The 22,184-nt window shown below is 70.9% G+C and carries 17 protein-coding genes and 2 pseudogenes; 8 read left to right on the top strand and 11 right to left on the bottom strand.

Translation table 11 applies throughout. The features are described 5' to 3' along the window. The first annotated feature begins 126 nt into the window (after positions 1-126). Positions 127-1,335, top strand: a complete 1,209-nt coding sequence (locus ACNFOC_RS18690) for a protein kinase domain-containing protein (RefSeq protein WP_521985190.1) — start codon at positions 127-129, stop codon at positions 1,333-1,335. A gap of 2 nt (positions 1,336-1,337) precedes the next feature. Here the strand turns inward: ACNFOC_RS18690 and ACNFOC_RS18685 are convergent, their stop codons facing one another. The 6 genes from ACNFOC_RS18685 to ACNFOC_RS18660 form a co-directional block, all read right to left on the bottom strand. Further along, positions 1,338-1,997 carry a hemerythrin domain-containing protein gene (locus ACNFOC_RS18685; protein ID WP_416960223.1) on the bottom strand — a complete coding sequence of 220 codons (660 nt, stop codon included), beginning with the start codon at positions 1,995-1,997 and terminating at the stop codon, positions 1,338-1,340. An 8-nt stretch (positions 1,998-2,005) separates the two neighbouring features. After that, a complete protein-coding gene (locus ACNFOC_RS18680) occupies positions 2,006-2,923 on the bottom strand; it encodes a TIGR03619 family F420-dependent LLM class oxidoreductase (protein ID WP_416960222.1) in 918 nt (305 codons plus the stop codon). Between the two features lie 157 nt (positions 2,924-3,080). Next, the gene (locus ACNFOC_RS18675; protein ID WP_416960221.1) at positions 3,081-5,792 is read right to left on the bottom strand and encodes an AfsR/SARP family transcriptional regulator; all 2,712 of its coding nucleotides are present in this window, start codon (positions 5,790-5,792) and stop codon (positions 3,081-3,083) included. 336 nt (positions 5,793-6,128) lie between these two features. Continuing rightward, a complete protein-coding gene (locus tag ACNFOC_RS18670) occupies positions 6,129-7,061 on the bottom strand; it encodes an SGNH/GDSL hydrolase family protein (protein WP_416960220.1) in 933 nt (310 codons plus the stop codon). 111 nt (positions 7,062-7,172) lie between these two features. Then, entirely contained in the window at positions 7,173-8,105 is a 933-nt protein-coding gene (locus ACNFOC_RS18665; RefSeq protein WP_416960219.1) for a catalase family peroxidase, read from the bottom strand. A 433-nt stretch (positions 8,106-8,538) separates the two neighbouring features. Continuing rightward, a complete protein-coding gene (locus ACNFOC_RS18660; RefSeq protein WP_416960218.1) occupies positions 8,539-11,715 on the bottom strand; it encodes an AfsR/SARP family transcriptional regulator in 3,177 nt (1,058 codons plus the stop codon). A gap of 204 nt (positions 11,716-11,919) precedes the next feature. Between ACNFOC_RS18660 and ACNFOC_RS18655 the strand changes: the two genes are divergently transcribed. From ACNFOC_RS18655 to ACNFOC_RS18640, 4 genes are all read left to right on the top strand, one after another. After that, positions 11,920-12,213 (top strand): winged helix-turn-helix transcriptional regulator, encoded by a 294-nt coding sequence (locus ACNFOC_RS18655; protein ID WP_399002946.1) that lies wholly within the window; start codon positions 11,920-11,922, stop codon positions 12,211-12,213. 158 nt (positions 12,214-12,371) lie between these two features. Continuing rightward, a complete protein-coding gene (locus tag ACNFOC_RS18650) occupies positions 12,372-13,409 on the top strand; it encodes a zinc-binding alcohol dehydrogenase family protein (RefSeq protein WP_521985189.1) in 1,038 nt (345 codons plus the stop codon). Positions 13,410-13,981: 572 nt separating this feature from the next. Beyond that, on the top strand, positions 13,982-14,317 hold the full coding sequence (locus ACNFOC_RS18645; RefSeq protein ID WP_416960217.1) for a hypothetical protein: 336 nt from the start codon (positions 13,982-13,984) through the stop codon (positions 14,315-14,317). Then, entirely contained in the window at positions 14,301-14,723 is a 423-nt protein-coding gene (locus tag ACNFOC_RS18640) for a hypothetical protein (RefSeq protein ID WP_416960216.1), read from the top strand. Before ACNFOC_RS18645 ends, ACNFOC_RS18640 begins: the two co-directional genes overlap by 17 nt. Before the next feature lie 102 nt (positions 14,724-14,825). On the opposite strand, the gene ACNFOC_RS18635 is transcribed toward ACNFOC_RS18640, so the two are convergent. The 4 genes from ACNFOC_RS18635 to ACNFOC_RS18620 all read right to left on the bottom strand — a co-directional run bounded on the left by ACNFOC_RS18635 (position 14,826) and on the right by ACNFOC_RS18620 (position 20,728). Then, positions 14,826-15,395 carry a sigma-70 family RNA polymerase sigma factor gene (locus ACNFOC_RS18635; protein WP_416960215.1) on the bottom strand — a complete coding sequence of 190 codons (570 nt, stop codon included), beginning with the start codon at positions 15,393-15,395 and terminating at the stop codon, positions 14,826-14,828. 217 nt (positions 15,396-15,612) lie between these two features. Further along, positions 15,613-15,870: an anti-sigma factor family protein gene (locus ACNFOC_RS18630; protein ID WP_416960214.1), complete on the bottom strand. Its 258-nt coding sequence runs from the start codon at positions 15,868-15,870 to the stop codon at positions 15,613-15,615. Positions 15,871-15,957: 87 nt separating this feature from the next. After that, positions 15,958-17,352 carry an FAD-binding oxidoreductase gene (locus ACNFOC_RS18625; RefSeq protein WP_416960213.1) on the bottom strand — a complete coding sequence of 465 codons (1,395 nt, stop codon included), beginning with the start codon at positions 17,350-17,352 and terminating at the stop codon, positions 15,958-15,960. A 199-nt stretch (positions 17,353-17,551) separates the two neighbouring features. Then, entirely contained in the window at positions 17,552-20,728 is a 3,177-nt protein-coding gene (locus ACNFOC_RS18620; RefSeq protein WP_416960212.1) for an AfsR/SARP family transcriptional regulator, read from the bottom strand. A 184-nt stretch (positions 20,729-20,912) separates the two neighbouring features. On the opposite strand from ACNFOC_RS18620, the gene ACNFOC_RS18615 reads away from it, so the two are divergent. Continuing rightward, a complete protein-coding gene (locus ACNFOC_RS18615) occupies positions 20,913-21,209 on the top strand; it encodes a Dabb family protein (RefSeq protein WP_416960211.1) in 297 nt (98 codons plus the stop codon). Positions 21,210-21,217: 8 nt separating this feature from the next. Here ACNFOC_RS18615 and ACNFOC_RS18610 read toward each other — a convergent pair. Further along, positions 21,218-21,439, bottom strand: a pseudogene (locus tag ACNFOC_RS18610) (IS982 family transposase); the annotation flags it as partial. Between the two features lie 153 nt (positions 21,440-21,592). Here ACNFOC_RS18610 and ACNFOC_RS18605 point away from each other — a divergent pair. Continuing rightward, positions 21,593-21,982 carry a hypothetical protein gene (locus ACNFOC_RS18605; RefSeq protein ID WP_416960209.1) on the top strand — a complete coding sequence of 130 codons (390 nt, stop codon included), beginning with the start codon at positions 21,593-21,595 and terminating at the stop codon, positions 21,980-21,982. Positions 21,983-22,059: 77 nt separating this feature from the next. Then, positions 22,060-22,184 (top strand): annotated as a pseudogene (locus tag ACNFOC_RS18600) (VOC family protein); the annotation flags it as partial.

Below are 22,184 nucleotides of genomic sequence, written 5' to 3'. Positions count from 1 at the left end.
GCGGTCGGCCGCCGCCGGTCCGCCAGTAGGCTGTGACAGCTGCGCCACCCCACCAACACCCCTTCCCTCAAAGGGACATGGCTTGCAGCAGTCGAGTCGTTCCACTGCGTGAGGATGAAGCAACAGGTGCTGATAGCGGGCCGGTACCGGCTGAACACCACCATCGGACGCGGCGCGATGGGCGAGGTCTGGCAGGCGTACGACGAGATGGGCGGCCGACCGGTGGCCGTCAAGCTCCTGCACTCCCAGAACTCCGAGCCCACCGCCACCGCCCGCTTCCGCCTGGAGGCCCAGACCGCGGGCCGGCTCAGCCACCCCCATGTGGTCGGCGTCCACGACTTCGGTGAACAGGAGGGCCGTCTCTACCTGGTGATGGAGCTCGTCGGGGGAGACAGCCTCTCCCACGTGCTCGCCCAGGCCGGCTCACTGCCGGCCGAGCACGTGGCCCACATCGCCGCCCAGTCGGCCGCGGGGCTCAGCGCGGCGCACGAGCAGGGCATCGTGCACCGGGACATCAAGCCCGGCAATCTTCTCCTCGACGCCGACGGGTCCGTGAAGATCGCCGACTTCGGCATCGCCCACTTCATGAACGACCCGAGCGGCGCGCTCACCGCGACCGGCCAGATCGTCGGGACCAGCCTGTACATCGCCCCCGAGCGCGCCCTGGGCCAGCCCGCCGGGCCGCCGTCCGACGTCTACTCGCTCGGCTGCGTGCTCTACCAACTCCTCACCGGACAGCCGCCGTTCCGCGCCGGCAGCCCCATCGCGGTCCTCCACCACCACCTCGACACGCCCCCGGTGCCGCCACGGGAGCTCGGCGTCGGACTCCCGCCCGCCTTCGAGAACTATTTACTCGGTCTCCTCGCCAAGCGCCCCGAGGACCGTCCTACGGCGCGCCAGGTGGCCGACTGGTTCGCCTCCGGTGCCTGGAGAGGGCGTCCCGAGCCCCTCCCGGCAGCCGAGCCGCGCCCCGAGCCGGAACCACGCGTGGCCGCCTGGGATCCGGTGGCGGAGCCCAGGCGGAACGCGGCCCCGCGCTCCGCCCCTGGCTCCCGCTCCCTCCCCGGCTCCGGGTCCGTGACCACGTACGCCTTCCCGTCCGCCGCCGGCAGCGGCAGTACCGCTCCGGCCCACGGAACGCGGCGCCGGCAACGAACGGGAGGCCGCGGCGTCGCCGTACGCCGGTCGAAGACGGTGGGCACCGTCGCCGCCGTGCTGATCTTCCTCGGGGCGCTGCTGATCGGGCTGGCCTGGTTCTCCCCCGACCACAGCTCGGCGGACACCTCACCGACGGATCCGCCCCGCAGCGCGGGTCCCTCCACGACCGCGCCGTAGGCTCACGCCCCGCGCAGGCGGGCCTCCCAACGGGCGTGCGAGCGGCGGCCTGTGAGGCGCCACAGGATGCGGGCGGGCAGTGGCGCCTTGGTGAGGATCGCCCGCTGCTCTTCCGGAGTCGCTACCGCCATCAACGCGCTGAAGGCGCGCAGCAGGTGCTTCTTCTCCAGCTTCGCCAGGCTGATCTCGCCGAGTTCCTCCCATTCGGCGACGCTCAGACATTCGGCGGCCAACGGCAGGATGGTGGTCTCCTCCTCGTCCATGTGCGCGTTCAACGCCGAGCCCAATTCGGTGAGTTGAGCCGCCACCTGCTCACAGACGGGCGGCCGGGGATCGGCGGCCAGCCCGTCCAGTGCCCCGCTCACCTCTGTGACCAGCTCTTCCAGGCGGTGGTGCTGTTCCTCCATGCGCGTGACCGCGTCGGCCCGCACCGCCGCCCGTGCCGCGAGCCGGGGCCAGAGGAATTCGTCCTCGCTGACGTGGTGGGCTTCCAGCCCCATGAGCATGAACCGCACGGCGTCGACGACCAGTTGGGCCCGCGCGGTGTCGCCGGGCCGCAGTCCGCGCACCAACTCCGGCAGTTCCGCGCATGACTGACGGAATGTGCGGTGCACCACCACCATGTCGTGGACATCCGGCTTCGCGGTGACTATGTCGGACACGGTGCTCCCTAGCCCTTGCTCAGCTGGTCGTGGAAACGGTGTGCGAGGTCCGTCAGCTCTTCCGCGCTCCGCGCGGTCTGTTGCAGGTCGATGAGGACCTCGTCGGCCCCGGCCGCATGCGCGGCGAGCAGGTAGTCCGAGACCTGTACGACCGTTCCCCGGTGCGGTACGGCGTCGCCCGGTGCGGCCTCGGCCGTCACCACGGGGTTCACCCGGACCACGGTGCGCAGGGCGTCGGGGTCACGTCCGTTGGCCTCCGCGAACTGGCGGATCTGGCTGATGACGTAGGCCAGTTGAGGCACCGGAAGCGCCACTCCGGCCCAGCCGTCGGCGCGACGGCCGATGCGTTCCAGGGTGGCCGGAGTGAAACCGCCCAGGAGCACCGGCGGGCGGGGGCGCTGTACGGGGAGCGTCTCGATGTGCGCGCTCGGGATCGTCCACAGGGCGCCCTTGTGCTCGGCGGACGAACCGGACCAGACGTGTTCGAGGACGTCCAGGATCTCTTCCAGCCGGGCCCCGCGCCCCCGCCACGGCACACCGATGGCCTCGTACTCGTCGGACGACCAGCCGAGCCCGAACCCGATGTCGAGCCGCCCCCCGCTGAGGATGTCGACGGACGTCAGTGAACGGGCCAGCAGCAGCGGGGAGTAGAAGGGCGCGTTCAGTGTGCTGGTCCCCAGGCGCAGCCGTCGGGTGGCGTGGGCCAGGAAGGACAGCGTGGCGATGGGGTCCAGGAAGGTGCGGTACTCCTCCGGTACGGGGCCACCGCCGGGGTACTGGTCACGGGGTTGCGTCGGTACCAGGGCGCGGTCGCCCACCCACAGGCTGTCGAAGCCGATCGCTTCGACCGCGGTGGCGAACGCGGAGATGGTTGAGGGGTCGGTGAACAATCCGTACTGGGGAGAGCCCAGACCGATCTTGAGCATGTCTGTCACCTGTTCGTGTTCGAGGAGATGCCGAGGCAGCGGAAGGACGTACGGATTCCCTACGGCTGCGACCCGTTCTCGGATCACCGTTCCGGACACCGATCGACATCCGGTCGACGGCGCGTGAAAGCGCGGCCGACTCCCCGGCCGAACAGGCTCAGCGCCGCGCGGCTTCCCGTCGCAGGCGGTCGCTCACCTCGTACACATGCTGGGCCGCGGCGATGTCCACCTCGGCCCGGTCCGAGCTCAGTGCCGTGAACAGGCGGGCCACCTCCTGGAGGAAGTAGGCCGGGCTGTTCGGATCGTCCTCCGCGCCGGCGACGGCCTCCGACTCGCCGAAGAACCCGACGGCCTCCGCGGTCCGCCCCCGGTCCGCCAGGACGACCGACAGGAGCCGGGCGGACATGAAGAGCGTCACCCGCTCGTCGACGGCGCGCGCACGCCGGATCGCCTCGCGCAGATCGGTTTCCGCCGCCGTCAGATCGCCGCGGATGAAGGAGAGCCAGGCCCGGATGTGCCGGGTCTGCGCCCGCGGCGCCAGGTCGTCGCCCAGGTCGGCCGCGACGACCGCGTGGTCCGTGACGCGTTCCAGTTCCCGCTGATGCGCGGGTCCGGCGAACAGCCCGCTCGACGCGATCACCGACAGCGCGGCGACGACGATCCTCACGGCGTCCGGGACGTCCCGCAGCACCCGGGAGAACACCGAGACCAGGAGCGTGTGCTCGGCCAGCAGCCAGGTACGGGCCTCCTCGGCGTCGGCGAACCGCAGTCCGGTCAGCGGCACGGAGAAGAGATGGGTACTGAGCGAGCCGGCCTCCTCGGTCGCGCTCATCGCCTGGAACAGGGTGGCCTGGAGGAACATCGTCAGCCGCACCAGCGCCGCCTCGCGGTCCGCGACGGGATCCTCGCGATCGGCACGGCGCGCGGCGAACGCCCGTACCAGATCGTGGAATCGGTAGCGGTCCGCCGAGTGCGGTTCGAGCAGACCGGCCTCCACCAGGTGCTCGAGCTGCTCCTCGGTCTCCGGTTCCGGCTGGTCGAGCAGGACCGCCGCGACCGCGACCGGGAAGTCGGCGGCGTCGAGCAGTGCGCACCGGCGCATCGCCCGGGCCCGGTCGGCGGCGAGAGCCCGGTATCCGACCTGGAAGGTGGCCTCCACCGACAGGTCACCGGCCCGCAGTTCGTCGAGCCGGCGCTCCTCGGCGCGCAGGCGCTCCAACTGCGCGCCGAGCCCGCGTCCGGGACGAGCCGCCGTACGGGCACCGATGATGCGCAGCGCCAACGGCAACTGCCCGCACGCGTGCACCAGTTCCAGCGCGAGTTCCGGAGCGGCCGCGATCTCGGCGTCGCCGGTGAACCGGCCCAGCATGGCCACCGCCTCCCGCTGATCGGGCACCGGTACCTCGAAACGCGTCGCGCCCGGCGGTACGAGCGACCGGTGCCGGGTCGTGATCAGCGCGGCGTTGCCGGGTGTGCCCGGGAGCAGCGGGGTCACCTGGGCGGTGTCGGACGCGTTGTCCAGGAGCACCAGAATCCGGCGGTCGGCGGTCAGGGTGCGATAGGCCCCGGCGCGGGCGGTGGGCGTCGCCGGGATGTCGGCGGCGGGCATGCCGAGCGCGAGGAGGAAGTCGACCAACACATCGGCGGGGTCGGCGGGTTGACCGCCGTCACCCCGCAGGTCCACATAGAGCTGCCCGTCCGGATAGTCGCCCCGGATGCCGTGGGCGACGCGCAGCGCGAGCGCAGTCTTCCCCACACCGCCGATACCGCTGAGCACCGCGAGCGCGACCGCTTCCCCGCTGGGCCGCAACGCGAGCCGAAGCCGCTCCCACAACCGCTCCCGCCCTACGAAGTCGCCCGGCGCCGGAGGCAGTTGCTGCGGGCGGACCCGGACGGAGACCTCCTCGACCCGCGTGATCGCCGACCGGTCGGCTTCAGGACCGGCGCCCGAGTCGATGGGCTGCCCCTCTCCCTGCCCCTGGCCGCCCGACCGCGTAGCGATGTCACCGGGGGCACCGAGGGCGCCAGCGGACGTCGTAGGACTGATCGAGGCAGTGGCACCGAACGACGGTGCGGCAGCGGCGAGTTGTCCCCCGATACCCGGCTCGACGGTGTCGGGCTCTGCGCCGCTGAGGATGCGGGTCTGCAACTCACGCAGCTCCGGCCCCGGATCCATGCCCAGCTCGGCCACCATGGTCTCGCGGGCCGCGGCGTAGACCGCCAGGGCCTCCGCCGCCCGCCCGGCGTGGTACAGCGCGCGCATGCGCAGCGCGTACAGGTCCTCGCGGAGCGGATGGTCGGCGATCAGGGAGATCAGTTCCGTCGCGACGCGGGCGTGCTCGCCCAGTTCGTCGGCGCAACTCAGCTGCGCCACCTGGGCGTTGAGCCGTAGATCGACGAACCGTCCGCGGTGTCGGCGGGCGTAGGGGCCGGGTACGCCCGACAGCGGCTCCCCCGACCACAGGGCCAGCGCGGCGTCGAACGCGCGCAGGGCGGGGGCAATCTGCCGTGCGGCCCGCAGTTCCTCGCCGTCGCGGACGAGCCGTTCGAAGCGCAGGGCGTCGACGGCCTGTTCCGGGATGCCGAGCTGGTATCCGCCCTGCGTGGTTTCCAGTCGGGAACGTTCCTCACCCAGGGAGAGGCGGATGCGGTAGACGTACGTCTGCACCGAGCGCGCCGCGTTGCCGGGCGGTTCTTCCCACAGCGCGTCGATGAGGTGGTCGAGGCCGCACTGGCGTCCGTCGCCGAGCAGCAGCCGGACCAGGACCGCGCGTTGCAATGGGCTGCCGAGATCCAGCACACGCACGCCATGGCGGCCACTCAGTGGCCCCAGCAGCCCGAACTCGTACCCGTCAACCGCCGTCACCACTCGACGGAGTCTAGTGGGCCGGGCGAAGCGGAATCTGCACCGGCGGCGATCGTGACCATGCCCGCCCGGGGATCCGGAGAAGGGGATCCAGGGCGGGCTGTGGTTATGGCTGGCCGTGCTGCCCGTGCCGTACGAGGGGCACGGGTCAGCCGCGGCGCAGCATCATGACGACAGCGACGATGACAATGATGACGACGACGGTACCCAGACCTATGTACACGGGTTTCTCTTTCCCTCGGGGAGCGGCACCCCTTGGGTGCCGCAGAAAGCCGAGTACCCCCGACGGGGCCTTTCAGCCCGCTCCTGCGGCCCGATCGGGCAGGCCGCAGGAACCGGTCATGGCCGAGGCGTGTTTCCTGGACCGGCGCAGCGGGCGGCGCGCTCCACCGTGGCGGCCATGGCCTGCTGGCCCTGGGCGTTGGGGTGCGCGGGTGCGGCCGGAGCCGCCGCGACCAGGGGTTCGATCCAGCGCTCGCCGGCCGGCTTGCACATGTCGTGTCCGACCGTCGGGGTGTAGGTGTCGACGTAGCGCGCGCCGTTGGCCGACGCCTGGTCCGCGATCATCGCGTTGAGCTTCTTCTCGGTGTCCCGCAGATAGGCGAAGTCACCGGCGGCGAGCGGTACGGCCGAACTGGTGCAGCCGACCCCGTCGTCCGGGAACAGGTCGGGATAGCCGACCACCAGGACCTTGGCGTGCGGAGCCCGCTGCCGTACGGCGTCCAGCGCGGCGGCGATCTTGGGAGCGGTGTCGTCGACGCGCTGCGCCAGCCGGTCCGTGCCATCGCTCGTGAAGAAGGTCTGGCACGGGTTGCCCGCCGGGTCCTTGGACGTCAGTCCGGCGCAGGTGGCCAGGTTGCCGGAGAAGCCGATGTCGTTGCCGCCGATGGTGAGGGTGACCACGTCCGTGTCGGCGCCGAGTGCGTCCAGCTGCGGCGGCCGCGCACCCTGGGTTCCGGCCAGGGCCGTCGTGGTCGCGCCCGAGCAACTCACGTCGGTCAACTGCCAGTTCCTCGCCGCCGCGAGGAGGGACGGGTAGTTCTGGTCGGAGCGCGCGCACGTGGCGTCGACCTGGGTCGGGATGCCGGGGCCGGAGGCGTAGGAGTCGCCCAGCGCCACGTAGTTCACGGTGGTGCGCGCGGTGGGTATCGAGGCGCTCGCCGCTGTCGCCCCCGCGGTGGAGAGGGCCATCGCGCAACACGCCACCGTGGCGCCGCGCAACAGGCCCTGCCGGCCCGGAGTTCTCTTGGTCTGCTTGCTGTTCAAGTCCATCCATTCATCGGGCCCCCGAAGCACTCGTCGAGCCGCTCGGCCAACAGGCGTCAGATGCGGGGGCGTTGGGCTGGCCAAACGTCAAACGGTGTGCGCGTCAGGAAGGTTCACTCATCGGTTGCGGCTGCGCCGGAGGTGGGACTCGGCGTAGGCGTGGGCCCGGAAGGCGAGGACGGGGTCGTCGGAGAGCTGGATGCCGGTGGTGACACGGGTGGGGTTGAAGGCCTGCGTGTTCCAGGGGTCCTGGTCGTCGGCGGGTGCGGTGATCTCCAGTCGCCCGGCGGTGAACTCCTCGCGGTGGTCGGGCCAGACGGTGCTGGGGTCGTGGGTGGGGTCGTCGGGTTCGGCGAGTTGGATGCGCAGGTCGAACGCCACCGGTGCCTGTTCCAGGCGTTGGTGCAGTTCGTCGGTCAGGTAGTGGGCGGTGCGGGTGGCCGCTTCGTCGGCGGTCAGGGTGGTGCGTCCGGCCTCCGGTTCCCAGCGGTACCGCACGGGCCGCCTGCCGCCGTCCGCGTCGACCCAGATGAAGGCATGGATGGCCCAGTAGGCGGCGGACGCGTAACTGCCAGGTATGAGCGGCTGCTGCGCCACGGCTTCCGCCAGATGGGGATGGGCACCGACGAACGCGTGCACCCGGGCCGGGTCGGGCTGACGGGTCACGGGTTCGGGGCGCAGTGCCTCGGTCAACTCCAGGAACTCCCTCGGCGTCGAGGCGACGAATCGGGGGACGGTGAGGGCGACGAGGTCGGTGTCACCGCCGTCGTGCAGGTGGAAGCGGACGGCCATGCCGCGGGTGACCGGGGCGGTGTCGGCGGTGTGCGGATTTCCCTCGGAGTTCGAGAACCGCACGGTCGCCGGAACCGGCCGCGTCTGCAAGTGAGCGGCCGTGGTCAGGGCGGCCGCGGCCCCGCTGGGCGTGAAGGTGGCCCGGAATCCGGCCCCCCGGGCACTGGACCGGCGGTATCCGGGATGCCTCCCGCTCATCCGCTCCATGCTGTCGACGACCCGGACAGCCAGGGTCTGATCTGCGGAACTGCTCGACATGTCATTCCTTTAGAAGCCTCAGAAGACGAACCCGTCACGGAGCCTTGGCCGGGCCGGCCGGCGGACAGACACAAGGCGTGTGGGGGCGGATGGGGCGAACCGCCCTCGGACGAGCCGTTCGCAGGACTCGTCGCATGCCGTCTACGGGCCACTCCCTGACCCGGTTCACTCGCCGCCGGGAACGCGTCGGGTCCGTGGCGCCACGGCTCGTACGACCGCCGGGCACCCCGACCCACCGGCCAGACCTGCCAGACCGATTGCGGGGGTCGAAATCGGCCAGCAATGCGAGATCATCCCGAGAGCCCACAAGGGCATGCCGTCACCGGAACAGGCTGACTGGTCCCGCCGTGTCGCCGTTTCGCCGAGGAATCGGCCACCTCAAAGTCGCCTCGGAACGCATGACGCGTACGGCGCGGCTACCGGACCTGGCGGATCACCGATGCCGGCCCGGGCCATTCAGCACTCCGGTGAAACCGGCAAGCAGGGAAGGGTTGTTGGAGAGCCAGGCCTGCACATGGTCCGCCCCGATCGCGCCGCTCGGACCGGACTTGAAGTAGGCGTCCAGCTTGTCCAGCAGGGCGCCCACCGCACGACGGGCCAGCGGCTCACGTACCCGGTCGAGCGCCTCGCCGGCGCGGTCCATCCAGATCCGCGCGTCGCCGGCCGCCGAGGGGGTGGGTGGGCCGAACGTCGTCACCGCCACCAGGCCTACGGCGGACATCGCTCTGCGGTCGAGCGGCGCCGTAGGGCTGTCCCAGACGTCGGCGAAGATCGTCTGCGCGTCCGAGAAACGACCGCCGTAGAACGCCAGTGTTCCGCGCAGGATGGCTGCCGCGGCTCGTAGGTCGTCGGCGCTCAGTTCGTCCGCGAGCCGGATCACTTCCGTGAGCCGGTTCTCGGCCGTGTCGACGGCTCCCTCCGCGATGTCCAGGCACACGATCCTGAGTGCGGCGTACGCGTACTGGCCGCGCCCGCCGATGGAACGGAGGATGCGCGCCGCCTCGGTCCAGTGCGCGCGGGCGCGGTCGCGGAGACCGGCGCTCTCGTCCGCGTCGCCCCGGAGCGTGAGGGTGCACGCCCTGGCGAAGTCGTCGCCGGAGGCGATCGCCGCCGAGACGGCGGCCCGGCCGTGGCTGCGGGCGCCGTCGATGTCGCCGGCCTGGAGGCAGTACGTCGTCCAGTTGGTCAGGAGGATCGCCCGGTCCCAGTGGAACTCGGTGCCCGCGACGCCCTTTTCGGCCCGTACGAAGAGTTCCTCCACGTCGTCCCGTCCGGTCAGCATGGCGTGGAGCGGTTCGTAACAGGGTCCCAGGACGGCGAGTTCGGGGTTCTTCGCCTGGCGCCAGGCCGCCTTGAACCGATCGATGACGTGGCTGCCCTCCACGTACCGCCCGACGACATGGTTGAGCCAGACAAGCCACGCGAGGGCGTAGAAGAGTGCCTGCTCGTCCTCTTCGGTGGGCTCTGCGGCGGCCCGTTGCCCCTCCGCCGCGTCAAGGGCCCGCACGCTGCGCTGGAGACGGTCGATCCCCTCTTCCTCGCGGCCGCTGATGATCCAGTAGCTGCCCCGACGTGATTCCAGGGACAGGGCCTGAGTTGTTCTCGACCGGGCCATCATGAGGTCCGAGGCGGCCCTGATGTTGGCGGACTCCGCGGTGTGCCGCCTGATCAACTCGCCTTGTTCGATGGGTGCGTTGGCGTCGGTGCACTCGCGCACGAAACGCAGGGCCCATGCCATGAAGCGTTCCTCCGCCTCGGCGGCCCTCCCTTCGGCCCGGAGCCGGTCGAGCGCGTATTCGCGCACCGTCTCCAGCATCCGCAGCCGACTCCCGTCGGGCGTCGAGACGGTGAACAGGAGGGATTTGTCGACCAGTTGGGCCAGCACTTGCAGGATCTCGTGGTGGTCCACCCCGGGACAGTCCCCCTCGGGACGGAGCATCGTCGTCTCCGCCAACTCCACGGAACAGCCGCCGACATACAGGGCGAGTTCCGTCAACACCCGCTGCTCGGTGGTGTCCAGGAGGGCGTAACTCCAGTCGAGGACGGCACGCAGAGTGCGGTGCCGGGCGGGAGCGGTCCGCTTCCCCTTGGCCAGCAGGGCGAAGCGGTTGTCGAGGCGGAGTTCGATCTCGCGCACCGGCAGCAACCGTACGTGAGCGGCGGCGAGTTCGACCGCGAGCGGCAGTCCGTCCAGCCTGCGACAGAGCGAGCGGATGTCGTGCATCGCGGTCTCGTCGGGGGTGAAGGACGGGTCGATCATGAGGGCGCGGGTGCTGAACAGGTCCGCGGCCTCGGCGTCGGCCATCGGCACCAGGGGATACAGCGTTTCGCCCGCAACTGCCAGTGGGGCTCTGCTGGTTGCCAGGACGGTGAGCGCGGGGCACCGGCCGAGCAGGACCGCCACGAGCGGGGCGACCGCGTCGAGCAGGTGCTCACAGTTGTCGAGCACGAGCATCGCCCGCCGTCCGGCCAGGAACGAGGTGAGCCGGTGCACATAGTCGTGCGGTGGCTGGTCCGGCCGGACCGACGCGTCCGACAGACCCAGGGCCCCGGCGATCGCCGCGAGGACACCCGCGCCGTCGGCCGACACCAGATCGACCCACCACACCCCGTCGCACGAGGACTGCATCAGCACGCACGCCTCAAGCGCGAGGCGGGTCTTGCCGACACCGCCGGGTCCTACGACGGTCACCAGCCGCTCGCGGTCGAGGGCCGCGCGCAGCCCGTCGAGTTCCTCACCGCGGCCGACGAACGGGCCGAGGGGGTGGTCGGGACCGCCGTCGCCGGGCGCCGGGCGGGAAGCGGCGGGGGCCGGGGACAGTCGTACGGAGTCGGTGGTCGCCGTCCCGGGACGTGGCTCGCCCGCCAGTATCGCGTCGTGCAGGGAACGCAGTTCGGGGGAAGGATCGGCGCCCAGCTCGGACCTCAGGAGTCTGCGGCCCGATTCGTACACGTCCAGCGCCTCGGCGTTGCGCCCGCAGCGGTGGAGCGCGAGCATCAGCCGTGCCCGGGACCGTTCGCGCAGTGGTGCGGCGGACACGAGTGCCGTCAGTTCGGGGACCAGTTCCGCCGCACGGCCGAGCTCAAGACCTGCGGCACCCGCGTCCTCCTGCGCGCTCAGGCGCAGTTCCCCGAGACGCAGCCGCTCGGCGTCGAAGACCCGGCCCTTGAGATCGTCCAGCGCGCGGCCCCGCCACAGCGCGAGTCCCTGCCGTAGGACGCCTTCGGCCTGTCGGTACGCCCCCGCCGCCAGGTGTTCGCGTCCCTCGCGGACCGTCGCCTCGAAGCGGACCGTGTCGAGCTGGTCCTCCGGGGACAGGACGAACCGGTATCCCCCGTACTGCGACCGCAGCCGCCCCTCCCGGCCCCGCGTCGCGAGCGCCGCGCGCAGTTTCGTCACCTGGACCTGAAGGGCGTTGACCGGGTCCTTCGCCTCGCGTTCCTCCCACAGTTCGTCGATGAGGGTGTCACGGTGCACGACCGCTCCCCCGGCCAGCAGCAGGCGGCCGACGATCGCGCGGGAGACGGCGCCAGGAAGGGTGACGGCACCGCTTCCGTCGGCCAGCTCCAGGCGGCCGAGCAGTCGCAGGTGCAGGGCGTCGTCGTTCATGTGTCAGCCTTCATCGGCGGTTCCGATGCTCGAAACCTGGATTCCCAACCTGGATTCCGAGCATGCCCATGACCGTACGAGGCAGGCCGTGGTTACCCGCAAGGGATACTAGTACCCGTTGGGTACTGTTGCCGTATGACCAAGACATCGGGCCTCTGCGACGACCCCAAGAGCGTCTACTCCGCCGCCTGCCCCTGCCGCGACATGCTGGATCTCCTCGCCAACAAGTGGAGCGCCCTCGCGCTGGGCGCCCTTGAGGACGGGCCGCAGCGCTTCGGAGCACTGCGCGGCCGGCTCCAGGGCGTGAGCCCCAAGGTCCTCACGCAGACCCTGCGCCGCCTGGAGGACTACGGCCTGATCGACCGTCGGATCTACGCGGAGGTGCCGCCCCGCGTCGAGTACAGCCTGACCCCGCTCGGCAAGGACGCCTGCGCGCCGCTCTCCCATCTGCGCAGCTGGGTGGAGCAGAACATCGACCGGTTCCCGGAGTCCGCCTGACCTCGCGACACGCGGGGCGGGCTCCTCACACCCTTCCCACCTCGATGGTTTCCTTTGGGAAGCAGGCTCCCTTGATGGTTACTACCTCCCGATAGGTACCTTGCGGGTCGTGGCCGCCGATCCTCGTCGGCCCACCGTACGAGTCGAGGAGATCCATGATGAGCGAGACCTGGAAGACGTCGCCGATGCCCGCCGTCGCGTATCGCAAGAGCCTGCCGATCGATGACGCCGAGAGCCTGGTGGACGTCGAACTGCCGGTGCCGCAGCCGGGTCCGCACGATCTGCTGGTCCAGGTGGAGGCCGTCGCGGTCAACCCGGTGGACTACAAGGTCCGGCAGAGCAACGACCCGGGCGGCGAGCTCAAGGTGCTGGGCTGGGACGCCGCCGGCACGGTCGTCGCGGTCGGTGAGCAGGTGGAGCTGTTCGAGGTCGGCGACGAGGTCTTCTACGCCGGCGCGATCGACCGGCCGGGCACCAACTCGCGCTTCCACACCGTCGACGAGCGCATCGTCGGCCGTAAGCCCACCTCTCTCTCCTTCGGCGAGGCGGCGGCGCTGCCGCTGACCTCCCTCACCGCCTGGGAGGGGTTGTTCGAACGTCTCGGTCTGCGCGAGGGTGCTTCGGAGGAGACCGGCACACTGCTGGTGACCGCGGCCGCGGGTGGTGTCGGGGCCATGGTGGCCCAGCTGGCCCGGGCCCTCACCGGACTGACCGTGATCGGCACCGCGTCCCGCCCGGAGACCGTCGAGTTCGCCCGCCGTATGGGTGTGACACATGTGGTCGACCACCATCGTCCGCTGCCGGCCCAGGTGGCCGAGGTGGCGCCCGGCGGGGTCGACCACATCTTCGGCACCGCCGGTACGGACCGGAACCTCGCCGCGTACGCCGACATGCTCAAGCCGTTCGGCGGGCTGCTGGCCATCGACGACTTCGGCCCCGTGGAGATCGGCCTGCTGAAGGCGAAGAGCATCTCCTTCCACTGGGAACTCATGTTCACGCGCTCGCTGTTCGGGACCCCGGACCAGGTGGCGCAGCACCACATCCTGAACCGGATCGCCGACCTCGTGGACGAGGGCGCACTGCGGACCACGGCCACACGGGACCTCGGCGCGATCAACGCCGAGCACCTGCGCGAGGCGCATCGCATCCTCGAGTCCGGCAGCACCATCGGCAAGGTGACCCTCACCGGATTCTGATCCTGCCGTGAACCTCCTTCTTCTCCGCCCCGTTCACAGGGCGGACGAAGACCAGGCCTTCTCGTAACCATCGAAAGGTGACGGGCATGCAATTGACGAGGTTCACGACGGAACAGCGAATAGGCCATCTGCTCAACTGGGCAAACGAATGGAACGGAACGACGCGCGGGCGAAGTATGTGGGCGTACTCCCTGAGCCTGGGGGGTTCTCACGCCCTTCTCAACGATTGGGTCAACAACGACCGGCTCATGAATCGCCTCACTCCGGAAGAGAGGAGTGCGGTGGAGGAAGCACGCCGACGGGCGACTCGGCGTGAGACGGCTGCGCATCGCGGGGCTCAGTGAGCTCTTTCAGCGGTGCCGGCTGCGGCAACTGACGGTCAGTTGGGCGGGGGGGCCGCGGCGCCGCGGGTGACCAGACCCTCGGTGTCAGCCGGTGGCAGGTCGCGGGGGATCAGGACGAGGGGACGGCGTGCCCAGCTCGGGAATGCCCCGCAGGTCGGTGACTCGATCTCCCATGTGCCCGTCCGATGCCCGCAGTTGGCGCGGCCGTAGGCATCGATGGCGAGGGTGATGTCGCGATTCGGTGGTCACCGGGGGCGCCGGCCGGGCCGCGTGGCACAGGCCGAGTCCTGCGTCGGCCGGCACGGCACCGCGCACTTCGACGCCTTCCCACCCCTGCTGCGCGGCTACGAGACCGACAAGGCCCGGCCACTCTGGGAACCCGGCACCACCGACCTCGACGCCGCCATGCTGGAGGCCTTCCTCAGCGCGGCACGCACCGGGCAGCGCGCCCATCCTGACGGACCCGGCGGACTGCGCACGCTCAAGATCGTGCTGGCCGCGTATCAATCCCTGCACAGCGACCAACCAGTTGCCCTAGGGTGCTCGGGTGTTCAATCGGCTTGAGGTCAGTGTGCTGCCACCGGGCCCCCGCTGGGCTGCCCAGCTGCGGTTCCGGATCGACGGCGAGGACGTGGTCGCGGAGGCGGTCGGAGAGGGAGGCCGCGGCCCGTTCGCGGAGGAGGCACTGCCCGCCGACGGTCACGGTGTCCTCCGGGCGACCGGCGAGGGACATCGTGCGGTGCTCGGCGAGCCTGAGTGCACGGGCGGATGCTGCGGCTGGCTGTCCGTGTTCGTGCGGCGCCACGGCGGGGTCGTGGAGTGGTCCGACTGGCGGGTACCCACGGACCAGGTACGGCCCCCCGCGTTCTGTTTCGACGCCGATCAGTACGACACCGAACTGGCCCGCGCGCTCGGCTCGTTCGGCGTTGCCCCGCTCGGCCGGTGCGCGCCTTGGACAGAGCGCGGCTGACCGTTCGCTGCGACGGTGACCAGTCCGTCGGCTACCGGGACCGCCGAGCAGGGCCGCACGGGCGTGGCCCAGTTCGGCGAAGCCCTCTCACGAGGGGCGCGCTCACGGCGTGTACCCCCGCTCGGCCAGCGCCGCCCGCAGCGCCCTGAGGGCAAGGTGTGTCCGGGACTTGACCGTGCCCGGCGGTATGCCCAGCGTCTGTGCCGTCCGGGCCACGGACTGGTCCAGGAACTCGACGTGGACGAGGATCTCTCGGTGCTGCAACGTCAGGTCCGCCAGGGCTTCGCGCACGACCTTCTTGGTGAGGGCCGGATCCATGGACTCCGGACCGGGCATGTCGTTCAGCGCGGTGTCGACCGTCTCCGGCGGACGGGCCTTCCGGGCGCGGTAGCCGTCGATGACGAGGTTGCGGACGACCGTGACGAGCCACGGCCGTATGCCCTCGGCCTCGGGATCGAGGATGTCGGCGTTCTGCCAGGCCCGCAGGACGGCCTCCTGGACCAGGTCCTGGGCCTGATGGCTGTCGCCCCAGAGCAGTCCGGTGGTCACTCTGAGCAGGAACACACCGTGTTTGTCGTAGACGGCGCGGATGAACGCCTCGTCGCGCGCCCGGTCACGGGCTCCGCCGGGCCCGCCCGGCCGTGCGTCCCGGATTGCTGTGCTGTGCCTCATCGCCACGTTCCCCCGATGCGCCGCGGGTCGATGCACGGCGCGCCAATTCGTTGAAAGCTGAACGGGGCAACCTTCGGGGGGACCTCTTGCCGGCGCCTTGATGTCCGCTTGCCTGGCCTGTACCTGCGAGGACAGACGCGGGAAAGGCGCGGGAAAGCGCCGGCGCGCGGGGCTCCGTCGGGTGGAGCCCCGGGCGCCGGGGCTGCTCAGGAGCTGTTCACTCCCGGTCGGGGGCCCGGGCCAGGGCGGCTCGGACCGCTGCTTCCCGCAGTGCGGGGAGCCTGCCGGACCAGTTGCCCACCAGGTCCTCCGCGGGCAGTCGCCGGACAGCGGCGAGAGCGGTGCGGATCTCGTCCACGGCGCCCGCGCATGCCGGGCACTCCCGTACGTGCCTGTCGACGAGTACGGCTTCTCCGGGATCGAGGGCTGCCATGGCATAGGCGGCCAGTCGGGTTCTCTCCTGCTCGCATGTCACCGTGCGGTCTCCTGGAATCACGTCGGTGTTCCGGCGGCTCGGCTGCTCCACGACTCGACGGCTCTGCGCCGGCGTACCGGCGGAGTCCTATTCCGGAGCGACGTTGTGGTTGTTGACCCGGAACAGGTTGCGCGGGTCGTAGCGCCGCTTCAGGGCACGCAGCCGCTCCAGGTCGTCGGCGGTGAACACGTCCTCCGCCCGGTCGTCACGGCCGGCGAAGTTGGTGTACGCGAGACCCGTCGACCAGGGGCTGAGGCGCTCCACCATTCCGCCGAGCATGGCCATACCGGCGTCGACGACCTCCGGCGGTCCGACGGTCGCTCCCCACACGTTGAACACGGCGTCCCGGGCGGCGACGGGGCTCGCCGCGGCCGGCCGATCCGCCAGCGCCCCGCCGAGATGCCTGATCTCCAGGACCGTGACGAGTCCGCCGGCCGCCAACTGGGCGCTCTCCACAAGGGATTCGACGGCCCGGGCCGGCAACTCGGCCAGCAGGGCGCCCTGTTCCTCGTACGGGAAGGGATCGGCCGGGTCGGTGTGCACGAGGGCGAACGCGCCGTAGGGATGGCGGCCGATCGTGTCGATCACCCCTTCACCGATGGCCCGGAAGGGCGCGATGAACTTCTCCGCCTCCTCGTCGGAGCCGAGGTGGGTCACCCGGACGTGGGCGAGGAACCGGCCCCGCAGCGGTTCGGGGATCTCCGGTACCGACGGGAAGTTGAGGAGTGCCACGGAGCAGGTGAAGGCGTGGGGCGCGTCGCGGACCACCTCGGGGAAGGCGCGGACCACGGCCTCGACGTGCTCGGCGGCGAAGTAGATCCCGCCGCCGTAGAAGGAGGTCACGGGGAAGAGCCCGATCTCCAGCTCGGTCACGATCCCGAAGTTGCTGCGTCCGCCGCGCAGGCCCCAGAACAGGTCCGGTTCCACCTCCGCGGTGACGCGACGCAGCTCACCGTCCGGCGTGACGACCTCGATCGCCACGACATGGTCGGCGGCCCAGCCGTAGGACCGCCCCAGGAACGGGCTGAGTCCGCCGCCGAGGGTGAAGCCCACGACTCCCACCAGCGGACTGGACCCGTTCAGCGGTGCCAGCTCTTCCGCCTGAGCGGGCTCTACGACGTCCGACCAGACGGCGCCCGCACCCACCCGGGCCACGCCACGCTCGGTGTCGATCTCGACCGTACGCATCGCACCCGTGGTGACGAGCAGGAAGCCGTCCGCGGCGGGGAACGGCTGGTGTCCGGTGGCCATGACCCCGACGGGTATGTCACGCGCGGCGGCGAAAGCGACCGCGGCCCGCACGTCGGCGGCGCCGGCCGCCGCGACGACCAGGCAGGGCCGGTGCCGCGAGCGCAGGTTGAACGCCGCGACCGCCCCCACGTAGCCCGCGTCGTCCGGGGTGAACACGGATCCCTCGATCCGGTCGGCCAGTTCGGCGACGGCGTCCTCTCCGAGAACGTTCCGCCCCTGGTACTCGGTCATGGTGCTGTGCCTTTCGTCGGAGAACCGGCCCTGTCCGACGGCCACTTGGGAGAGCAAGGGGGAACGACTCCGCGACACGACACGACATGGCGGCGGAGGCGTCCCCGGTGACCAGGTGCCGTCTGGTCGCTGCTACGGCGCACACCCCGAAGAGGTTCACGGTCCGCGTACGGCCTGTCGCCGGGAGCGGCCGGGGCGGTCAGCTGAAGGCGGCCAGCACGGAGGGGCTGTCCGAGAGCCAGTCGCACTCCCGGTCCGTCCCGGTCGGCCCGTTCGCGTGGGCCCGATGGTGGGCGTCCAGCCGGTCCAGCAGCACGCCCACCGCGTGTCGGGCGAGCGGTTCCAGCAGTCCGGCGTGCGTCCGGCGCCCCCGGTCGATCCAGGCCCGCGCGTCGTCCGGGGCGGTCGGGCTCGGCGGACCGGACGTCGCGACGACCGCCAGGCCGACGGCCGAGACCGCTCTGCGGTCGAGCGGCGCTCCCGGACAGCACCAGACACCGCGGAAGAGTCTCTCCGCGTCCGCGAAGCGACCGCCGCGGACCGCCAGCACTCCGCGCAGGTTGGCCACGGCCGCCTGGAGGTCGTCCGCACTGAGTTCGTCCGCGAGCCGGCTCACGTCCACGAGCCGCTCCTCGGCCAGGGCGAACTCCCCCTCGGTGATGTCCAGGCAGACCAGCCTGAGCAGTACGTACGCCCAGCGGGTGCGCGCCCCGACGGCACGGAGGATCCGGGCCGCCTCCACCCACTGCTCACGGGCCCGGGCGCGCAGGCCGTCGCTCTCGTCCGCGTCGCCGCAGAGGGTGAGGGAGAAGACCCGGGCGAAGTCGTCGTCGGCCGCGCGCGACGCCGCCACGGCGATCAGCCCGTGGCGGCGGGCCCCCTCGACGTCCCCGTGCTGCAGGCAGTAGGTCGACCAGTTCGTCTGTAGGACCGCCCGGTCCCAGTGGAATTCCGTGTCCACCACGGCGGCCTCCCCCGCGGCGAAGCGCTCCTCCACGTCGTCGTGTCCGTTGAGCATCGCGTGGAGCGCGTCGTAGCAGAGGCCCAGGACGGCGAGGTCGGGGTTCTTCGCGTGCTGCCACGCCTCCTTGTGCCTGTCCACATAGGAACTGGCTTCCGTGTGGTGTCCGGCAACATGGTGGAGCCAGGTGAGCCAGGCGATCGTGTAGAACAGCGCCCACTCGTCCTCCTCGGTGGGCTCCGTGGTCCGCTCCCCCGCTGTCGCGTCGTAGGCCTCCAGACCGCGTTGGAGCCGGTCGATCCCCTCTTCCTCGCGGCCGCTGATGAACCAGAAGTAGCCCAGCCGCGCCTCCAGCAGCAGGGCCCCGGCCGGCCGGGACCTGGCCGTCATCAGGTCCGATGCCGCACGGATGTTGGCGGACTCCTCGGTGAGCCGCCTGGCCCAGTCCCGCTGGTCACGGGACGAGAGTCCCGCACTGCCGGCACGGACGAAGCGTGCCGCCCACGTCATGAGGCGCTCTTCGGCCTCCGGCGCCCGGCCCTCCTCGCGGAGCCGGGTGAGCGCGTACGCGCGGACCGTCTCCAGCATCCGCAGCCGGTTCCCGTCGGGCGTGGAGACCGGGACGAGCAGGGACTTGTCGACCAACTGCCCCAGTACATGGAGCAGTTCGGCGCTGTCCGCCCCGGGCAACGGGGTGGCCGCTTCCAGGAGTCCGAGCGAGCAGCCGCCCACGTACAGGGCGAGTTCCGTCAGCAGCCGCTGTTCGGTGGTGTCGAGGAGGGCGTAGCTCCAGTCGAGGACGGCGCGCAGGGTGCGGTGTCTGGCCGGCGCGGTGCGCTCCCCCTTGGTCAGCAGGGTGAAGCGGTTGTCGAGGCGGGCCTCGATCTCGCGGACGGTCAGGAGCCGGACGTGCGCGGCGGCGAGTTCCACCGCCAGCGGCAGTCCGTCGAGCCTGCGGCAGAGGCGGCGGATGTCGTGCAGCGCCGCCTCGTCCGGGGCGAAGGACGGGTCGATCATGGCGGCGCGGGTGCCGAACAGGTCCGCTGCGTCCTCGTCCGGCATCGGCGCCAAGGGGTACAGCACCTCGGCCGGGACCTCCAGCGGTGATCTGCTGGTGGCCAGGACGGTCAGGGAGGGACAGCGGCCCAGCAGCGTCGCGACGAGCGGGGCGACGGCGTCGAGCAGGTGCTCGCAGTTGTCGAGCGCGAGAACGGCCGACCGTCCGGCCAGGAACGAGGTGATCCGGTGCACATAGTCGTGCGGTGGCTGGTCCGGCCGGACGGAGGTGTCGGACAGTCCCAGCGCGGAGGCGACCACCGCGAGCACGTTCGCGTCGTCGGCCGGGGCCAGATCGACCCACCAGACGGTGCCGCGCGACGGCTGGACCAGCGCGCACACCTCCAGCGCCAGGCGCGTCTTCCCGACGCCTCCCGGTCCCAGCACGGTCACCAGCCGCTCCCGGTCGAGGACCTCGCACAGCGCGATCAGTTCCTTGCGCCTCCCGACGAACGGGCCGAGCGGCCGGCTCAGGTTGCCTTCGCCGGAAACCGGCCGGACGTCGGTGCGCGGCGCGGACAGCCGGTCGGACAGGGCGGCCGGCCCTCGGAGAGACAGGTCGCGCCCTCGGAGAGACAGGTAGCGCGCTTGTGGAGTCGGTTCGTGCCCGTGGAGCGACGGGTCGTGGCGGAGTATCGCGGCGTGCAAGGAGCTCAGCTCCTGCGAGGGAGCGACACCGAGTTCGGACTTCAACAGGCGACGGCCCGTGTCGTAGACCTCCAGGGCTTCCGCGAACCGCCCGCAGTGGTAGAGCGCGAGCATGAGACGGGCCCGGGACCGCTCGCGGAGCGGGGCCAGGGACGACAGGGCCCGCAGCTCCGGGATCAGCTCCTTGGCGCGACCGAGTTCGAGGCCCGCGCCGGCGGCGTCCTCCAGCGCGCCCAGCCGCAGGTCCTCGAGGCGGGTCCGCTCGCTCTCGAAGGCCCGTCCCTCCAGGCCGTCCAGGGCGCGGCCCCGCCACATCGACAGCCCTCGCCGCAACTCGCTGTCGGCCTTCTCGTACTCCGTCGCCGCCAGATGCTCACGCCCCTGCCGGACCGCCACCTCGAAGTCGGGTACGTCGACCTCGTCGTCCGGTCCCAGGACGATCCGGTAGCCGCCGTGGCCGAACAGCAGGCGGGTGTCCTCGCCGCGCGCGGCGAAGGCGACGCGCAGCTTGGCCATCTGGACCTGGAGCGCGCCGACCGGGTTCTTGGTCCCGCGGTCCTCCCACAGCTCCTCGACGAGGGTGTCGCGCTGTACGACCGCACCCTGGGCGAGCAGCAGCCGTCCCACGATCGCCCGGGACACCGCGCCGGGAGGGACGACCGCGCCGTGGGCGGTCACCAGCTCCAGTCGGCCGAGCAGTCGAAAACGCATGCCCGCCATCCTGCCGTGACCGGCCGATAGCCCCGAAGGGCCTGTCGGCGCGTCGCGGGGTGAGCTGTCCGGTTCGACGTCCCCTGCGGTGAACCAAGCCGTCGGGCGCCCCGTAGCCGTCAACGTCCGCCGAGTTCGGCATGGCACTTCGACGCGGCACTTCGACACGGCACGAGGAGCGGAAATGATCCGGAACATCGTCCTCTTCAAGCTCAACGAAGGTCTCACGCGCGAATCCCCCGAAGTCACGGAGGGGTTCGAACTCGTGAAGAGGCTCGACCGGGAGATCCCCGAGATCCGGCAGTGGGAAGTCGGCTGGCACGCGTTCGACGAGACGCCCGCCTCGTACGACTTCGCCCTGAACAGCCTCTTCGACGACACCGCCGCCTTCCAGCGGTATTTCAACCACCCCTCGCACCTGGCCGCGATCGCCCACTGGATGCACCACGCTTCCTGGGTGGTCGTCGACATCCACGTCTAGATGATCCAGTCGAGCTGCCCCTTGAAGGTCTCGTGGATCGATTCGATGACCTGTCGCAGCGGCTTGAACAGGGCTGCGCCAGGCCGTTCCCGTTCACCTTGACGGGCAGGACGCGGCAACTGGACTCCACACTCCGGCAGTTCGTGTTCGAAACCACGGCCGAAGTAGTTCTTGTGGCCGATGAGAGTCTGCCGGGGGCGCTCCCGCAGAAGCTCGCATTCGGCCCCCAGTTGCACCCGGGCTGCTGGGGCAGGTAGGGGAAGAGGTGGCGCAGATAGTGTGCTGTCGCGAGGGTGTCCGCGTCGTTCGTAAAAAAACGATCTTGGACATCCTCGTTCTCGTCTCCGCAGACACCCCTTGGACCACACCACCAGGAGGAACCGGTGTCACACCCGCGACTGCTCACCCCCGAGGAGAAGCTCGCCGACGCGAAGAAGCTGTTGAGCCTCCCGCATATCGTCGTGATCTGCGGCTCCACCCGCTTCATGACCGAGATGAACGAGGCCGATCTGCGGGAGACCAAAGCCGGAAGGATTGTCGTCAAGCCGGGCTGTGACATGAAGTCGCCGCACGAACTGTGGTCCGATCCTGTCGAGGCCGAGGCGCTGAAGGTTCGACTCGACGATCTGCACCGGGCGAAGATCCGGCTCGCTGATGAGGTGCTCGTGGTCGGCGACTACATCGGAGACAGCACCCGAGCCGAAATCGTCTACGCCCGGTCGCTGGGCAAACCCGTGCGGTTCACGCACCCCGAAGTCGACCCTGGCGCCTGACCGCGCGCTGCCACCGCGACAACCAGGGCCGGCAGCCCGCCGCCCGACCATCTCGCGGCGGCTTCGGCCGCCACCGTTCGCTGACCTGGGTCGAGCTGTACACGCCGGACGTGGCCGCGGCGGCCGCGTTCTACTACGCCTCGCTCGGTCTGGAGACCTCGGCCGCGCCCATGCCGGGCGGCGACTACACCTGTCTCAACCC

The organism is Streptomyces colwelliae, from assembly GCF_048158785.1.
In the GTDB taxonomy this organism is placed as follows: Bacteria; Actinomycetota; Actinomycetes; order Streptomycetales; family Streptomycetaceae; genus Streptomyces.
This window is presented reverse-complemented; position numbering and strand designations above follow the sequence as displayed.

Excerpts from the sequence above, each read along its gene's own strand:
- ACNFOC_RS18680 (WP_416960222.1), bottom strand. The coding sequence starts at position 2,923 with ATGCTCAAGATCGGTCTGGGCTCTCCCCAGTACGGATTGTTCACCGAC.
- ACNFOC_RS18670 (WP_416960220.1), bottom strand. The coding sequence starts at position 7,061 with ATGGACTTGAACAGCAAGCAGACCAAGAGAACTCCGGGCCGGCAGGGC.
- ACNFOC_RS18665 (WP_416960219.1), bottom strand. The coding sequence starts at position 8,105 with ATGTCGAGCAGTTCCGCAGATCAGACCCTGGCTGTCCGGGTCGTCGAC.
- ACNFOC_RS18660 (WP_416960218.1), bottom strand. The coding sequence starts at position 11,715 with ATGAACGACGACGCCCTGCACCTGCGACTGCTCGGCCGCCTGGAGCTG.
- ACNFOC_RS18655 (WP_399002946.1), top strand. The coding sequence starts at position 11,920 with ATGCTGGATCTCCTCGCCAACAAGTGGAGCGCCCTCGCGCTGGGCGCC.
- ACNFOC_RS18650 (WP_521985189.1), top strand. The coding sequence starts at position 12,372 with ATGAGCGAGACCTGGAAGACGTCGCCGATGCCCGCCGTCGCGTATCGC.
- ACNFOC_RS18645 (WP_416960217.1), top strand. The coding sequence starts at position 13,982 with ATGTCGCGATTCGGTGGTCACCGGGGGCGCCGGCCGGGCCGCGTGGCA.
- ACNFOC_RS18635 (WP_416960215.1), bottom strand. The coding sequence starts at position 15,395 with ATGAGGCACAGCACAGCAATCCGGGACGCACGGCCGGGCGGGCCCGGC.
- ACNFOC_RS18625 (WP_416960213.1), bottom strand. The coding sequence starts at position 17,352 with ATGACCGAGTACCAGGGGCGGAACGTTCTCGGAGAGGACGCCGTCGCC.
- ACNFOC_RS18620 (WP_416960212.1), bottom strand. The coding sequence starts at position 20,728 with ATGCGTTTTCGACTGCTCGGCCGACTGGAGCTGGTGACCGCCCACGGC.
- ACNFOC_RS18615 (WP_416960211.1), top strand. The coding sequence starts at position 20,913 with ATGATCCGGAACATCGTCCTCTTCAAGCTCAACGAAGGTCTCACGCGC.